This window comes from Vreelandella boliviensis LC1 (genome assembly GCF_000236035.1).
GTDB classification, from domain to species: domain Bacteria; phylum Pseudomonadota; class Gammaproteobacteria; order Pseudomonadales; family Halomonadaceae; genus Vreelandella; species Vreelandella boliviensis.
In genome coordinates this window covers 745,975-758,977 of record NZ_JH393258.1, presented here as the reverse complement: position 1 = coordinate 758,977, position 13,003 = coordinate 745,975, and the positions used below count along the sequence as shown (strand labels likewise).

12 protein-coding genes are annotated in these 13,003 nt (G+C 54.1%); 1 reads left to right on the top strand and 11 read right to left on the bottom strand.

What is annotated here, in order from left to right; translation table 11 throughout:
- Positions 1-667 precede the first annotated feature (667 nt).
- Together KUC_RS12665 and KUC_RS12660 are read right to left on the bottom strand one after the other, a co-directional pair.
- On the bottom strand, positions 668-1,381 hold the full coding sequence (locus KUC_RS12665; RefSeq protein ID WP_007113600.1) for a Crp/Fnr family transcriptional regulator: 714 nt from the start codon (positions 1,379-1,381) through the stop codon (positions 668-670).
- 198 nt (positions 1,382-1,579) lie between these two features.
- Positions 1,580-2,299 carry a Crp/Fnr family transcriptional regulator gene (locus KUC_RS12660; protein ID WP_007113599.1) on the bottom strand — a complete coding sequence of 240 codons (720 nt, stop codon included), beginning with the start codon at positions 2,297-2,299 and terminating at the stop codon, positions 1,580-1,582.
- A gap of 681 nt (positions 2,300-2,980) precedes the next feature.
- Here KUC_RS12660 and KUC_RS20250 point away from each other — a divergent pair.
- Positions 2,981-3,232 (top strand): TonB-dependent receptor plug domain-containing protein, encoded by a 252-nt coding sequence (locus KUC_RS20250; protein ID WP_040480806.1) that lies wholly within the window; start codon positions 2,981-2,983, stop codon positions 3,230-3,232.
- A gap of 414 nt (positions 3,233-3,646) precedes the next feature.
- On the opposite strand, the gene KUC_RS12650 is transcribed toward KUC_RS20250, so the two are convergent.
- From KUC_RS12650 to KUC_RS12610, 9 genes are all read right to left on the bottom strand, one after another.
- Positions 3,647-4,369 (bottom strand): amino acid ABC transporter ATP-binding protein, encoded by a 723-nt coding sequence (locus tag KUC_RS12650; RefSeq protein ID WP_007113597.1) that lies wholly within the window; start codon positions 4,367-4,369, stop codon positions 3,647-3,649.
- Complete coding sequence (locus tag KUC_RS12645; RefSeq protein WP_007113596.1) at positions 4,362-5,030, bottom strand: amino acid ABC transporter permease; 669 nt, start codon at positions 5,028-5,030, stop codon at positions 4,362-4,364. Before KUC_RS12645 ends, KUC_RS12650 begins: the two co-directional genes overlap by 8 nt.
- A gap of 10 nt (positions 5,031-5,040) precedes the next feature.
- Positions 5,041-5,706, bottom strand: a complete 666-nt coding sequence (locus KUC_RS12640; protein WP_007113595.1) for an amino acid ABC transporter permease — start codon at positions 5,704-5,706, stop codon at positions 5,041-5,043.
- A 3-nt stretch (positions 5,707-5,709) separates the two neighbouring features.
- Complete coding sequence (gene lhpI, locus KUC_RS12635) at positions 5,710-7,479, bottom strand: cis-3-hydroxy-L-proline dehydratase (RefSeq protein ID WP_007113594.1); 1,770 nt, start codon at positions 7,477-7,479, stop codon at positions 5,710-5,712.
- A 69-nt stretch (positions 7,480-7,548) separates the two neighbouring features.
- A complete protein-coding gene (locus tag KUC_RS12630; RefSeq protein ID WP_007113593.1) occupies positions 7,549-8,361 on the bottom strand; it encodes an ABC transporter substrate-binding protein in 813 nt (270 codons plus the stop codon).
- A 346-nt stretch (positions 8,362-8,707) separates the two neighbouring features.
- Complete coding sequence (locus KUC_RS12625; protein ID WP_007113592.1) at positions 8,708-9,373, bottom strand: GntR family transcriptional regulator; 666 nt, start codon at positions 9,371-9,373, stop codon at positions 8,708-8,710.
- Between the two features lie 143 nt (positions 9,374-9,516).
- Entirely contained in the window at positions 9,517-10,821 is a 1,305-nt protein-coding gene (locus KUC_RS12620; RefSeq protein ID WP_007113591.1) for an NAD(P)/FAD-dependent oxidoreductase, read from the bottom strand.
- Entirely contained in the window at positions 10,818-11,756 is a 939-nt protein-coding gene (locus tag KUC_RS12615) for a dihydrodipicolinate synthase family protein (RefSeq protein WP_007113590.1), read from the bottom strand. Before KUC_RS12615 ends, KUC_RS12620 begins: the two co-directional genes overlap by 4 nt.
- 79 nt (positions 11,757-11,835) lie before the next feature.
- Positions 11,836-12,771, bottom strand: coding sequence for a 4-hydroxyproline epimerase (locus KUC_RS12610; protein WP_007113589.1), 936 nt, complete (start codon positions 12,769-12,771; stop codon positions 11,836-11,838).
- Between the last annotated feature and the right edge of the window lie 232 nt (positions 12,772-13,003).

The following is a 13,003-nucleotide window of genomic DNA, read 5'->3' as shown; positions in this document are numbered from 1 at the left end:
GGAACTAAAGTTTTAATCGTCGGGTAGCTACTGGATGACAAAGCGCGGTATAGAGCCTCGCAGGATATGTCTGCTTTCCTGGCATATCTGACATAACGCCTTTTTCTTTTGGCATCTAATAAGCTCTCATTAAGCGCAGACAGCCTAGTGTGCATGATACCTAGCGTAACCCAAAAGCTATGGAGTGGATACCTTGTCTAAGGATCTGGGCTGGAGGGAAATGCCTGGAGAACGCAAGGCAGCTCTGCTAGCGCTCAGGTACATGAGCGGTACACTTATCCGCTCTGGCCACCTTCGCAAAGTTACGCTAACCTACTGTCACACAATTACTTTTGGCTGATCTAGCTTACGGTAGGCTATCCTTGATTTTCCTAGGCTTGTAGCTTAACATTCTAACTCATAATCCCTTGGTCGTAGGTTCAAGTCCTACTGGGCCCACCATTTCTATATTTATCTATTTTTAAAGTAGGCGATTATGAGTCCCTTGGACTTCGGTATATCAACTGCTTGATTCCTTTCCCCGTGTCCTCTTCCATCTTGTTTGCGCTTAACAACTGACGCTAATAAGTTCTAATCCATTAGCGATGTAATCTTTGCACTTCTACGGATGGTCGGGCTCAGCTTCAACTCCTGGGAAAAAGCAGAGCTATCTCTAAGTTATCCCCCTCTATAACACCGGCAACATTTTGGCGTATAGCGCGCAATCTTCGTTATAGCACTCGCAGGACGCCTCGATTAGGCCAAGCCGATCAAGCACCGTGATTGTTCCACGCTGGTAACGGATTAGTCCGCGCGCCTGCAGGGCTATCGCCGCAAGCGTAATTCCTGCACGTCTAACCCCGAGCATCATGGCCAGAAATTCATGGGTCAGATTCAATTGATCAGACCCTGCCCGATCCTGAGTCATCAGCAGCCACCTTGCCAGGCGCCCTTCAATCCGATGGAAATGATTACATGCCGCTGAAGTTGCCAGTTGCTTCATTACTACATAGATATATCGCTTTAGACGCTGATGTAATACAGGACTGCAAAGTAGTAGTTGTTGAAAATTTTCAGCAGTGATGCGAAGGGCCGACCCCGCCCCTTGGACCAGCGCAAGAAGTGGCGTTTCTTCGATGCCCAACACTAGGGAGCTGCCCAGCATGCCCTCACGGCCTGCCATCGCGACCTCTAGCCGGTTATCAGAGTCGAGTACAACAATCAGTGAAATGAAGCTATCAATAGGAAAATAGGCGTGGGTAATCGTCTCGGTAGGCTGGAAGAGTACTTCGCCAAATGAAAGCTCTACGTTTTCGCAAACGGCCATAAAGCCATCCCGCTCGACGGTCGGTAGCTCAGTAAGCAGTCTATTGGCATTGAGGACGTGAAAAAAAGACGTCATGTGCCTCTCCGGCTGAAAGAACCTGGCAAACGGCACAATGAAGGTTTAAATCATTTTGATGTCGGCTGCAGAACGGCCATCATGAACGCTGATGACCTATCTACATATTAACACTGGGTAAATAAAGCGTCGGCACGCTAGCGTACATAGCGCTAAGATGTCTGTTTTTTTAATAGGTCGCTAGCATGACTTGATCACTCACATAACGATGTTGTGATTGAGCAGACGGTCGTACTCTTCCTTGACCACCGTATAGCACTCGCAGACACGCGCCTCCAGTCCCGGGCGGTCAATAATCTTGATATGCCCACGATTGTAGGAGATCAGGCCCGCCTTTTGGAGCTTACCCGCAGACTCGGTCACGCCTTCACGTCGCACGCCCAGCATGTTGGCTATTAATTCCTGGGTCATGATCAGTTCATTGCCCGGCAGCCTGTCAATGCTAAGCAGCAACCAACGACATAGCTGCTGATCGACATTGTGATGGCGATTGCACACCGCTGTCTGCGCCATCTGTGTCAGCAGAGCTTGGGTATAGCGCAAGAGCAGTCGTTGCATTGGACCGGCACGGTAGAATTCGTTTTTGAGCAGTTGTCCCTTGAGTCGTAACGCTTGGCCAGCACTCTGAACGATCGCTCGGCTGGGCGTAGTCTCACCGCCCATGAATAGCGAGACTCCCACCAATCCTTCATAGCCGACAACGGCAATTTCTGTCGAGGCGCCATTTTCCATCACACACAGCAACGAGATGATGGAATCCAGTGGAAAGTAGACATGCTTCATATGCTGTCCAGATTCACACAGCGATTGGCCCAATGTCAGCGTTACCCTCTCTAAATCAGGCAGCAGACGATTCAGTTCCTCCGCAGGCAGTAAGCCAAGTAAGGCATTCTGCTGGAAATCACAAGGCACTGGCATTGAATATTCCCCGCTTGTTGCTGGCTGTCGCGCATTTTGACTACAGTCGCCTATGTGAGGTACCGACTTCTGGTACTTTTGACTGGTATCTCAAGTCGTTAGAGATATATCTTTCAAGTATAGGCTATCTCAAGGCGTAATCTGTACGCTAACGAACATAATGGGGTAACGCAGGCCAAGGAACCCCGAGTTGTATAATAGAAGAATAGATACTGTAGAGTTTTTCCACCAGTGTTCGCCAGCGCACAGTCAGACGATTATATACCGTCTAGGGTACGTACAAGTGAGGCAACAGGTATGCCTAAACAGGATGTCGCACTTTGCGCTGCAGGAAACGCGGCGCCTCCCTTCTTAGGTCTTAACTACCACCAGCATGTTGGCAGTTGAGATGCATTATGCATGGTATACATGTTGGTATCGCTGTCAGGCAGTGTTGAAAGTCCTCTCATTAGGCCATTGAAAACAATTATTTAAAAGCGCCATCATTAGTGCTAATGGCAACGATTATCATGATGCTTATTTTTATTCTTACTCTTTGCTCTTAAATCCAATTGAGACCACCTCATGCCTCGTCTGCCGTTTGCTCGTCGTCCTTTGTCGCGCTCAATGATTCCCATCACCGCAGCGATCTTTTGTGCATCTGCCTATGTTTAAGAAACGTCTACGTCCAATGATACCGTGGTGGTCACGACCACGCCGCTGAAAGTCGATACCCCGCGGGTAGAGGCACCACGCCCAGTCTCAAGCGTTGACCGAGAAGAGCTAGAAACTCGTAACGTTCAGCAGTTGGATGAAACGTTCCGCTATCGCGCGGGTGTGCTGTCGGGTCATTACGGCAGCGAAAACAACACCGATTGGTTTAAAGTGCGCGGTTTTGATCTGTCCACTTATCAAGATGATTTACGTATTTACCGCGAAGGGTTTTATCAGTAGCTACCCGAGCCATTCGGCTTGGGGCGCATGGATATCTTTAATGGTCCATCTTCTATCCTTTACGGTGAAACGCCTCCAAGGGCTGATTAATGCGGTGAGCAAGCGTCCGACCGGGACGCCTCAAGGCGAGGTTAATTTGCAGTTTGGCAACCGTAAGCGAGCCGGGTTACGATAAAAAATAATCGTACCCAGTGGGCGTTACGACGGCTGGCAGGCCCAGGTCAACGTCAATAACCTCACCGATAAAGAATACGTGGCTAGCTATGAATACTGGTGCTACTACGGTGAATCCCGCAGCGTGATGAGTAGCGTCAAATATAGTTGATAAAACTTTCGATCTGGCTAAGGCTTTTGATCCGCCTAAGACAGCCACGACCTGCGGTTTGTGCAGGTCGTGAGTGCGTTAACGGCAGACTAGACAACCGACTTTAAAAAGGCTGCGGTTTCCGGTTTCTGTGGGTTATCGATCACCTGATCGGGAGGGCCAATCTCGTGAACTAAGCCTTCACGGAAAAAGGCCACGCGGTCGGATACGTCCCGGGCAAACGGGATCTCATGGGTCACCAGAATCATCGTCATGCCGTCTTCAGCCAGTAGGCGCATGGTATCGAGCACCTCGCCTACCAACTGCGGGTCGAGGGCCGAGGTGGCTTCGTCGAAGAGCATATAGTCCGGCGACATGGCCAGCGCCCGGGCAATCGCCATGCGCTGTTGCTGGCCACCGGAGAGCTTGCCGGGAAATACCTTGAGCTTATCCGCAAGACCCACATGGGTGAGCTGCTTGACGGCGAGCTCTTCAGCTTCAGCCCGGCTCTTGCCCAGTACTTTACGCGGTGCGAGCATCACGTTCTCCAGCACATTCAGGTGCGGAAAGGCATTCCACTGCTGGAAAACAATGCCTATTTTCTGGCGCAACTTATTGATATCGGTGCCCTTGGCATGTACCTCGGTGCCATCAACGCGAATCGATCCACTCTGGATATTTTCCAGGCCGTTGATGCACATAAGCAGGGTCGATTTCCCAGAGCCAGAGCCCCCCACAATGGAAACCACTTCGCCCTTTTGGACGGTTAGGTCGACACCCTTGATCACTTCCAGGTCTTTAAACGACTTATGTACCTTTTCAATCTCAATCATTCTGCTGCCACCTTTTTTCCACTTGGGCACCTAGGCGGGATACCACCAAGCTGATGAGGTAATAGATTAGCCCTGCGATGCACAGCACCAGCAATGGCTCCTGAATGCGCGTAACGATGGCCTGGGAGGCACGGAGCAATTCGATGATGCCGATCCACATCACCAGTGCGGTATCTTTCATGGCCGAGAGGGAGAGGTTGAGCCAGCCGGGAAAGGCTACTCGGGTTGCGAGCGGCATCACCACGTAACGCAGGTCTTGCCAGTAGGTCATGCCCAGCGAACGGCTGGCCAAGCGCAGGTTCTGGGGCACTGAGAGCACACCGCTGCGCACAATCTCGGTGCAGAAGGCGGCTACATAGACGCCCAGTACCACACAGCCAACGGTGAATGCACTCCAGTCCAGCCCCACAATGCTCTTGAGCGAGTTGAAAAGTACAAACTGGATGAGCAACGGTACACTGCGAAAGATATCCAAAAACCACCCTAGCGGGATAGTCGCCCGAGGTAGCAGGGCCCGCAGTAGCCCGCAGGAGACGCCCATAAAGGTACCTAGCAGCATCGACCAGAAGGTCAGTAGCAGCGTGACCCAAGCCCCTTGAAGCAAAAATAGTAGGTCGTTCCAGGTGAAACTGGTTGAAAACGTAAAGCCGGTTGAAAACATAGTCAGGCCCTCAATAGCGGAATAGCCGCCAGGCCAGCAGCCGGGCTATCGCTACGATTAGTTTGGCGATCAGGTAATAGATCACCGCTGCCAGCGCAAATAATTCAAAGGTGCGAAACGTCCTGACGTTGTAATCCTGGGTTACGCCAGTGAGGTCGTTATTCAGGCCAACGATAACCCCCAACGACGTCATTAATACTGCCCACACCATCTGGTTCGTGATGGGGTAAAAAACGATCCGCAGGAGTTGCGGCACTACCACCAATCGATACGCCTGGAAGCTGCTCATCCCCAAGGAACGGGCCGCACGGACTTGGGTGTCGGGAATCGCTTTAAGGCCGCCACGGAAATTCTCAGCCAGATAACCCGCGTTGTTGAAGGTGATCCCGGCCAGCAAGGCAGCCCAGGAACTGACATGCAAACCGATAGCGCCCAGGCCGAAATAGACGATGTAGATCTGGAATAGCGCAGGGGTGTTGCGGGCGATTGATACCCAGGTGCCTGCTACTGCCCGCGTGGCAAGGTTGGGGGTCTCCCGCATCGCCAGCAAGGCAAGAGCGATCAAGACACCGAAGATCATCGATAGCGCCGCGGTCTCAAAGGTGACAACAGCGCCTTCGAGCATATCCGGCAGGGCTCTTAAGGCAGTTCGCCACTGGAAGGTATAATCAAACATGGCTCAGTGTGCTCCTTGGCGAGTTGCAGCGGCTGTTAACCAGGTGGGTAGCCGACCACTGGCCTCTCCACTGCAGGCGGTCTCGACACACTCGGCAAGATTACCGAAGTGCACCTGGCGACCGACTAACCCGGGGGCGTAGTGGGCATATTTGCCCGAATTGGTCATGATGGTACGCGCCGTTGGCGGTACTACGGGCTCACCCAGCATGCACCAGCAGGTATCGTTGATAAGCTGGGCACCGAAACGCTCCAGAGTGGTGACGTACCCCGCCTCACTAGCGTCGGCATAAACCGCCCGCCCCAAGGTGACCGCCATGGCCACATCGGGATGTTTACGGCGTCCTGAACAGAGCGCCGCCAGTGCTGCGCATTCGCTCAATGAGAAGTGGGGGTTGCCCAAGGAGACAAGATCTACCTGGGGTGTTTCAGCGTGATCCAGTTCGTACCAGCTAGCGAGTAGGTCGTCGGGCTCAATGACCAACACGCGCGAGGGCGGGAGGTCACCAAAGGCTTGGGATTCGCTCGTCGCTTCTGGGGTAATCTGGTTGATATGAAACATCGGTGCGGCAGAGGTGGTGGCGAAAGCCGCGCCAAACGCTTTGAGATCATCGCGGCTGGGCGCTGTCTCCTCCAGACCGCAAAGCAACGGTATTTCGCTGCCGCAGAGCAGCCCGACGTGATACCCCAGCAATGGCCAGAAAGCGTCATCCAGTGTGTCGAGTGGCTTGATGTCGATACGCAGCGTGGCGAAACGCCCCTGGTCTCGGTGCGTCCCAACGAAGGGCGCGCGACCCGTTAAGGCGATGCAGATATCCAGATAGTCAGGGTATTTCAGCGTTCGTGCCGCCAGCACACTGTTGGCATAAACGACGGCGTTGGATTCCGCCCAGACGATCTGTTCGCCTGCTTTAGGGGCGCTGTCGAGTAAATAGGGCGCGCAGGTGTAACTGAGTTGCGCGCCCATGGCCATGTAAGCATTGCCTAGGGCGCTTGCAGGCTCGCCGAAAGCGGGGTCGATGCCCTGCGCCCGCCAGCGGCACTGATCAACCGATATAGAGTTGAGTGTGGTTGGTACGCGCACTTGCGCGCCCCATTCCACTAACTGCTCAGCGAAGCGCAAACTGGCTGGGCCGGTATAAATACAGCCATCTATATGCGCTTGGCTGATGTCAATTAGTTGGTCGGCGCCTTGGAGCTCGGCCATTCGCAGCACGATGCGCATCGCCTCCTGGGCCGCTTTGCCGTAGTGACCATCAAGGAGCGCATGGTCACTTTCGCTAAGCGATACGCTATAGGGGACTGGCTGAGCATCGTTGCGAGTCGTCGCTGACGTTCCCCTACTTTGGGGAAGCGAGTCGAAAAGGCATATTTTGTCATCTTCAACACGTGCAAAGCGTCGTTGGCGCAGTTTGGCAAACGCCTCTGGGCCGACGCACACGACCGGAATAGTTGAGTTAAATAGCGTTTCAGCAATGATGACACCGAGCGTCAGGATCTCTTCTTGATCGGCGAATATCAGCGCGGCGGGGGCGTGATCGCCGGTCAGTAATTCCATAAGCACGCTGCTGCCGGTACAGGAGCCGCGCCCGCTGGGTAGGGCAAGTAGGCGTCCGGCAAGGCACTGGCCGCTCAATGGGTGATGGCGGTCAATGATCTCACCGCTGAACGGGTCGACACCGCCCCAAAAGCTCAAGCCAACGTCGGCATACAGTAGTTCGCCCTGCGCTGAACCCCGCACCAGGCTACGACCGGTGAGCGAAACATCAGACATAGCGTCATCTCGTCGTTGGGAAGGGCGCGCCGCCAGAGCGGCGCGCGGTACATGGTTATTATTGAGCTATTAGTAATAGACGTGAGGGACGGTCAGGTCGACCGGCTCACCACCCACCCACTTGTCGTAGAGTTCTGCGTAGCGTCCGGTGCGCACCTGCTGGTTGACGAATAGGTTGAGGTAATTCAGCAGGCCATACTCGGTGCGGTTGGCGGCTAGGGAGACGTAGTCAATGACGTAGGGCGCTTCACCCGCAATTTTTAGCCCCTCATATTTGCCGGATTCGAGAGTCGAGGAGGCAACCGTGTTGGTGACCACGGTGGCGTCGATATGGCCCTGCGCAACAGCGAGAATAGTGTCGTTCTGGGTTTGATAAGCGCGGAAGCTGCCATCGCCCCATTCGTCTACATCCTCCTCCAACGCCATGGCCTCATAAGTGCCGCTGGTGTTGCCTACCGGCCGACCATGAAGATCATCGTAGCCCTCGACGCCGGTGTCTTCACGGGTCAGGACGACCATCTGGAAGGCGAAGTAGGGAATGGTCATGCCAACGGTTTTGGCACGCCCCAGGGTGTCAGACGTCGAGGCGACGATGACATCGGCACGGCCGGAGACCAAGGCAGGAATACGATCGGGGAAGGGGGTTTCAACGATTTCAGCATCGACTTCGAGGACATTGGCCAGATCGTTGCAGTAATCAACGTCAAAACCAGCAGGTTGGTTGTTATCGTCGCGAAACCCCATGGGGGGGAAGTCGAGGGTAACGGCGCAACGTAGGGTTCCAGAGCTAATTATTTCATCGAGTTTATCAGCCTGTGCCTGGCCGATGACGGATACACTCAAGATAGCGGAAAGCGCTAATGGAGCGGTCTTGTTTATCATTTTTGACCTCCTAGATGGGCTTTGCTTGGCTGCAAGAGACAGCAAACTTAGTATTTATTATTTCGGATACGATTTGCAAGTTTTGCAGTCATTAATTCTGATTTAAAGATAACGTATTGTTTTAATTGCTTTAAATAGAAAATTTGAGTGGCGGTGTGCGATAAAGTATTAATAAGAATGTGGGCAGAAGCCGCGATATCACTACTTTTGAGCCGTAGCGTTGAAACAGATCACGCAAGGGGCAAACATAAAATACTGCTGGGTTGGGCAGCGATTAGAGTATCGCTGCCCTGCAGATTAAGAGGGCGGGGCTTAGTGATCTAAACCCAGCCTGAAAAGTCAGCGGCTATTCGGCAAGTCGGTTAGGCAGGTGATCGTACAGTGTCCGACACACGCCGATAATATGGCGTTCAACCAGCGCTGCAGCTTCGTCGGCGTCTCCTTTGCGGCAGGCGGCGATAATAGCGCGGTGCTCTTTGTCGGCGCGTGCTTTGCCCTTGGACAAGCTCAACTGCAAGCGGAGATAGCGTTCAACCTTATCGTGGATAGATCGAATCAGACCCATCATAAAGGGGCGCTGCGCGGGCTCGTAAAGGCAGGCGTGGAGCTCCCAGTTCAATGCGGCCCATCGGCCCACGTTGTCCTCATTGTTGAACTCGTCGCAAATGCGCTCGGCATTGTCGAAGGTAGCTTGGCCCATATTGGGGACTGCGAGTCGAATGGCTTCTACCTCTAACAGGACGCGGACTTCAAACATCTGGGCCAGCTCGGGTTCAGAGATCTTCGTCACAACGGCGCCCTTGTTACGCTGGAAAAGCACCAACCCCTCTGCTTCCAGGCGCTTTAGAGCCTCCCGTACAGGAATTTTGCTGACATTGAATTTATTGGCAATATCATCCTGGCGAATTGGCTCACCCTCTTCGAGTTGGCCAGCAATAATGGCTTCGCGCAGGTGCTTGACGATCACCTCAGAAGTTGAAGGGGTAATGCCGAGGTTAGGTGCGTTAAACATGGTAAATGACAACTATAAGAATCCGTAGGTGAGAGAAATATACGAGATACTGTATACCAACTCGGTATTTTGCGATTTATTTTTTTGCCCTAAAGGCGCAGCTTAATAGTTAAGCTTTCTGAAATGTTGTCGATTTTTTCCTGTCAGCTAAAACGGCTTAACCGGTAGGGCGATAAGTCAGCCACCTGCTGAGAGTGAGAGCGCGCTGCTAGGTCGGCAATAATCTCTGCGGTCAGCGCTGCCTGGGTCAAGCCAAGGTGGTGATGCCCGAAGGCCAGTAAAACCTTGCCGTCTTTGACACTGTCGATGATCGGCAGTGAGTCAGGTAGGGAGGGGCGAAAGCCCATCCAAGGGGTGGCATCAGTGGCATCCAGCTCACTTCTAAATAGCCCTTGGCTGAGTTTATGTAGTTGCCAGGCGCGCTGCATATTGGCTGGCCGCTGAAGGCCGGCAAATTCAACTGTTCCTGCCAGGCGCAGCCCCTCATCCATTGGCGTCATGATAAAGCGGCGCTCCAACGACGTCACCGCTACCGGGAGGCGACCTCGTTCATTTGGCAGCATCAGGTGGTAGCCCCGCTCGGTATCCAGCGGAATACGTATACCCGTTAGCACGGCGGCTAACTTGGCAGAGTGGGCGCCGCAGGCTAACACTACTTTGCTGGCCGTCATGGGCGATGCGTTGTCAGTCTGTAGAGTGACGCCTTGATCATTGACATGTCCCGTTAGCACCGTGGACTGCCTGAACTCTACCCCGTTCGCTTCGGCGGCCCGCACCAGCGAGTTAACTACCTGCCAGGGGTTGATAACATGGGCGGTACCTGGGAAAAACAGGCCCCCTTGAATGTTATCTGACAATTGAGGGGCAACGTCGCGAATGGCATCACCCGTCCAGCCCTCTACCGGGACTTGCTGCTCGACCATTCGTGCCCGCAGCGCCTCCAGCTCCTCGGCAGCGTCGGCTTTTTCGTATACCAGGAACGAGCCTTCTTCTTTTAACAAGTGCCTGCTATCGACACGGTCGAGAAGTCGCTGCCAGGCGGCCAAACTCTGCTCATTGAGTGCACGAATGCCGGCCACGCTAGCCTGATAGGGGGCTGGGCGCAGGTTCCAGAGTAACCGAGTGAACCAGGGCAGCGCTTTCGGCATATAGCGCCAATCCAGCCGCAGTGGTCCCATGGGGTCGAGCAGCATCTTAGGCAGTTGCTTTACGATGGCGGCATCGGCAATGGGGAAGACCTGCTCCGTTGCCATATGCCCAGCATTGCCATAGGAGGCCCCCATCCCGGGAGGCTGGCTATCCAGCACCACGACCCGCAGACCTTGTTGACTTAACGCCATGGCGCAAGCGGTGCCGATAATGCCTGCACCGATAACGACGATATCAGCCGCTACATTAGGGTCGCTGGTAGCCTGGGGGTGTGCGCCCGTGGTGATCTCTGGCTTCATAACGAGGCAGACCAGCCCGCATACCAAGAACGGAAAAGCGCGTACTGGGACTCTACATAGTGGCGTTGTGAATCGCTGAGCGCGTCGGTTTCATTAAAGTGCAGGGCGTATTCGCTATCGCCATTGAGCACCATCAGGTGCTTGTAGTAGAGAACTAGGTCGCCGCCTTCGTCGAAAGAGGAGAGCACACCCAGTGCTTCCTCTAGCTCCATGGCCAAACGCCGTGCTTTGACGTCCCCTTTGGCGGCTTGTTGGCTGAGCGAGACAAGCTGCAATACCTCTCGGGGCAGCGCGTTGCCGATACCGGTGATAGCGCCCGTGGCGCCACAGTTGACGAAACCATGGTAAACAGTGGTGTCGACACCGACCATCAGAGTGACATCTTCGTCTTGAGAGGTAATGTTTTCCGCCGCATAGCGGAGATCATCGACGCCGCCAAACTCTTTAAAGCCAATCAGGTTGGGGTACTGGCGGCGTAGTTCAAAGAATAAGTCGGCACGGGTGGCGAAGCCGTAATAGGGGCTATTATAAATCACCGCCGGTAGCTTGGGCGCCGCGTCCAAAATAGCCGAAAAGTGTGACTTCTGCGCAGCCGCCGAGGTGCCTCGTGAAAGCACGCGCGGAATCACCATCAGCCCTTGGGCGCCTACGTTAGCGGCGTGAGCCGCATGGGAAACAGCCTCCCGTGTGTTGATGGCACCGGTACCCACAATCGTTGGAACGCCAGCCTCAACCAAGCGCGCGACGCCCTCCTGGCGCTGCGCTTCGCTGAGTAGCGGCCAATCGCCCATGGAGCCACAATACACCACGCCACTCATGCCCAGATCTACCAGTGAACGGCCTTTAGCTACCAGGGCGTCGAAATCAGGTTGCCGGTCAGCGCTGCAAGGGGTCATTAATGCCGGTATGCAGCCAGTAAAAATGTTATCGCTCATCGTTGTTCCTTTTCGTTTGGTGTTATCAGTAATTGGAGTTGGCGCTGGGTTCGAAAGCGGGGCAGTCGATGGTCAATGATTACGAGGCAGTGATTCCCCAAGCGAACGGGTCTTGCTCATCAATCAACAGGGTGGTGTCGGCACTCAGATAGGCGCGACCCTTAATGTAGGGACGAATGCGATCACCCTCCCACTCGTAGTACCCCTCAAACTGGCTGTCACAGATACTTGCCTGCACCCAGGTTGCGCCGGGTGATAGCTTGCCATCCGCTGCTAGGCACGCCAGCTTGGCGCTGGTGCCGGTACCACAGGGGGAACGGTCATAGGCCTTGCCGGGGCAGAGTACGAAATTACGGCTATCGGCCACAGCGTCGTCAGCAAATAGTTCGATATGGTCAATCACGCCACCGTTATCGCCGGTGATGGCCGCCGCTTCTAGTGCCTGACGAACGGCCCAGGTGAAATTCGTCAGCGCCTCGACGTTATCCAGGGTCAATGATTGGCCATGGTCGCTAATCAGGAAAAACCAGTTGCCACCCCAGGCAATATCGCCGTGTACCTGACCGAAACCGGGTACTTCAATGGGAACTTGCTGGCGATAGCGATAGGCGAGGACATTGCGCACGGTAACGGCGCCGTCTTCATGCAGGGTTGCACTGATCGGGCCAACTGGCGTGTCGATTTTGTGATCTCCGGGGGATATCAGACCCAGATGATGCAGAGAGGCCACCAAGCCGATGGTGCCGTGACCGCACATACCCAGGTACCCGGTATTGTTGAAGAAGATGACCCCGCAGGTCGCATCCGGCGACTCGGGCGCGCAGTAAAGCGCCCCAACCAGCACGTCATGCCCGCGAGGCTCTAACATGCAGGCGCGCCTCCACTGGTCGTGGGATTCGCGCAGGGCGTCGCGTTTCTCCGCCATGGTGGTGCCAGGCAGGTCGGGGAACCCCTCCATCACCAGCCTTGTCGGTTCACCCGCAGTATGGGAGTCGATGACGCGCACATGTTTCATGGAGCACCTGTGATTTTTGGCATGGGTGATTAATGGTGAAGATAGCAGCTTAAGTATTCATTTTCCGTTTTTTATATCTTATACAATATTCTAAAAACTTTGTGAAGCCTGTGCAAAACAGCAGAGAAGCCATCTCACCTGGGTACTTAATTGAGTGAAAAATAAGTAGTTAAGATTGCTGCTAGGTGATGCACCGGAACGGAAACGGGGAGTTTAATTGAAATTATTGAGA

Coding starts and splice junctions, on each gene's coding strand:
- KUC_RS12665 (WP_007113600.1), bottom strand. CDS start 1,381: ATGACGTCTTTTTTTCACGTCCTCAATGCCAATAGACTGCTTACTGAG.
- KUC_RS12660 (WP_007113599.1), bottom strand. CDS start 2,299: ATGCCAGTGCCTTGTGATTTCCAGCAGAATGCCTTACTTGGCTTACTG.
- KUC_RS12650 (WP_007113597.1), bottom strand. CDS start 4,369: ATGATTGAGATTGAAAAGGTACATAAGTCGTTTAAAGACCTGGAAGTG.
- KUC_RS12645 (WP_007113596.1), bottom strand. CDS start 5,030: ATGTTTTCAACCGGCTTTACGTTTTCAACCAGTTTCACCTGGAACGAC.
- KUC_RS12640 (WP_007113595.1), bottom strand. CDS start 5,706: ATGTTTGATTATACCTTCCAGTGGCGAACTGCCTTAAGAGCCCTGCCG.
- lhpI (WP_007113594.1), bottom strand. CDS start 7,479: ATGTCTGATGTTTCGCTCACCGGTCGTAGCCTGGTGCGGGGTTCAGCG.
- KUC_RS12630 (WP_007113593.1), bottom strand. CDS start 8,361: ATGATAAACAAGACCGCTCCATTAGCGCTTTCCGCTATCTTGAGTGTA.
- KUC_RS12625 (WP_007113592.1), bottom strand. CDS start 9,373: ATGTTTAACGCACCTAACCTCGGCATTACCCCTTCAACTTCTGAGGTG.
- KUC_RS12620 (WP_007113591.1), bottom strand. CDS start 10,821: ATGAAGCCAGAGATCACCACGGGCGCACACCCCCAGGCTACCAGCGAC.
- KUC_RS12615 (WP_007113590.1), bottom strand. CDS start 11,756: ATGAGCGATAACATTTTTACTGGCTGCATACCGGCATTAATGACCCCT.
- KUC_RS12610 (WP_007113589.1), bottom strand. CDS start 12,771: ATGAAACATGTGCGCGTCATCGACTCCCATACTGCGGGTGAACCGACA.